This is a genomic window from Eggerthella sp. (assembly GCF_048329335.1).
GTDB lineage: Bacteria > Actinomycetota > Coriobacteriia > Coriobacteriales > Eggerthellaceae > Eggerthella > Eggerthella lenta.
The window spans coordinates 1-1,566 of sequence record NZ_DBFEGU010000077.1; the positions used below are offsets into that span (position 1 = coordinate 1).

At 69.3% G+C, this 1,566-nt stretch carries 1 protein-coding gene; it reads left to right on the forward strand.

Going from position 1 to position 1,566, the window contains the following annotated elements:
• Positions 1-84: 84 nt before the first annotated feature.
• Positions 85-1,566: Asp-tRNA(Asn)/Glu-tRNA(Gln) amidotransferase subunit GatA (gene gatA, locus ACMO6A_RS02410; RefSeq protein ID WP_114513761.1), on the forward strand; the 1,482-nt coding region annotated here is incomplete at its 3' end.

A 1,566-nucleotide genomic window follows, 5' to 3' on the forward strand; every position in this document is an offset into this window, starting at 1 on the left:
GGGAGAGGCGCTGGAGAACGCGCCGAAGCAGCAGGACGGCTGCTTTTTGATCCCCTCGATTCTGGGCGAAGGGGGCGATCGCTGATGGCTGCAACCGCACCCGTGTTCGCCGCAATGGGCGTGCGCGAGATCCGCGCGGGCCTCGCCTCCAAGGACTTCTCGGCGCGCGAGATCGCCGAGAGCTCGCTCGCCCGCGTGCGCGCGCTCGACGGCGCGACGCATGCGTTCCTCGAAACCACCGAGCAGCTGGCGCTTCAACAAGCGGCTGCGCTCGACGCCGCCGTCGCGGCCGGTACGCTGGACGCGTGCGGCCCGCTGGCCGGCGTGCCCGTGGCGTTCAAAGACAACATGAACCTGGAGGGCACGCACACCACGTGCTCGTCCGCGATGCTGGCGAACTACGTGTCGCCCTTCACGGCCACGTGCGTTCAGCGCACCATCGAAGCCGGCGGTATTCCGCTGGGCAAACTCAACATGGACGAGTTCGCGTTCGGCTCTTCCACGGAGACGAGCGCGTTCGGCTCCACTAGGAATCCGTGGGATCTCTCGCGCGTGCCCGGCGGCTCGTCGGGCGGCAGCGCCGCTGCCGTGGGCGCGGGGTTGGCCGCCATCACGCTGGGCAGCGACACGGGCGGCTCCATCCGCCAGCCGGGCAGCTTCTGCGGCGCTGTGGCCGTCAAGCCCACGTACGGCGTGGTCAGCCGCTACGGCGTGGTGGCCTTCGGCAGCTCGCTGGACCAGGTGGGCCCGTTCACGCGCTCGGTGGAGGATGCGGCTTTCGCGCTCAACGCCATCGCCGGCCGCGACGTGCTGGACTGCACGAGCCAGGACTTGGACGTCGACTTCACGGCGAACCTCGCCGAGGGGGTCAAGGGCATGCGCATCGGCGTGGTGCCCGCGTTCATGGAAGCCCAGGGTCTCACCGACGAGGTGAAGGCCAAGGTGGAGGAGGCCGTGGAGCATCTGCGCGCGCTCGGCGCCGACATCGTGGAGGTGGAGCTGCCCAACGCCCAGGCCGCTATGAGCGCCTACTACGTGCTGGGCCCCTGCGAGGCGTTCAGCAACCTCGCACGCTTCGACTCGGTGCGCTACGGCTACTGCGACTTGGGCCACAAGGACCTCGGCGGCCAGTACGAGGCCAGCCGCGCGAAGGGCTTCGGCCCCGAGGCGCGCCGCCGCATCATGCTGGGCAGCTACCTTCTGTCCGCAGGTGTGTACGACACCTACTACTACCCGGCGCAGCAGGTGCGCACGCTCATCACGCAGGACTATGCGCGCGCCTACGAGCAGGTGGATTGCATCGTCGCGCCCGTGTCGCCGCGCACGGCGTTCACGTTCGGCGAAGTGAGCGACCCCACCGACATGTACCTGTCGGACATGTTCACCATCTCCATCAATATCGCCGGCAACGGCGGCATGAGCCTGCCGGTGGGCCTCGGCGCCCAGACGCAGCTGCCCGTGGGCGTGCAGCTCATCTCGCCCCAGTTCAAGGACCAGAACATGCTGCGCGTGGCCGCCGCGCTGGAAACGGTGTACGGCCCCGCCCCCGTGGCCCCGGCCTTCGCC